This window comes from Staphylococcus marylandisciuri (assembly GCF_025519785.1).
GTDB lineage: Bacteria > Bacillota > Bacilli > Staphylococcales > Staphylococcaceae > Staphylococcus > Staphylococcus marylandisciuri.
Genome location: NZ_JAOPKZ010000047.1, coordinates 1 through 378, shown reverse-complemented (window position 1 = coordinate 378; position 378 = coordinate 1). Strand labels below are relative to the sequence as shown.

General features: G+C 32.5%; 1 protein-coding gene. It reads right to left on the bottom strand.

Annotated features, from left to right (window positions below):
* The coding region (locus tag N9R04_RS11335; RefSeq protein WP_262856878.1) for an IS110 family transposase at positions 1-378 on the bottom strand (378 nt) is incomplete at both ends.

Sequence of the window (378 nt, the reverse complement as noted above, 5' to 3'; positions counted from 1 at the left end):
TAATAAGCGTTTCTAAATCTTGTTGATAGACGATGTCAGGATGAGGGAATTGTTGAGCGATATTAAGTGCTATGAGAGAGTAACGGTTTTTAAATAATTTTTCTAATTGAGGGAAAGTTTGATGTAACGATTCAACAATTTCTACTTTCAAGCGATTTTGTTCATTTTCCATTTCTAAATGAAATCGTGCACGTTCACGTAATTCAAAGAAAATACCAGAATAACTTTGTTGGTGCTTAATGGATTGAAGGTTAGGTGCTAATTGGGCTAATTTATGGGCATCAGATTGATCTGTTTTCCATGACCTTAAAGAACTTGTTTTGAATTTTGCCTCCAATGGATTTAATTCAATATAATTTATTTGATTGACTCGGCAAA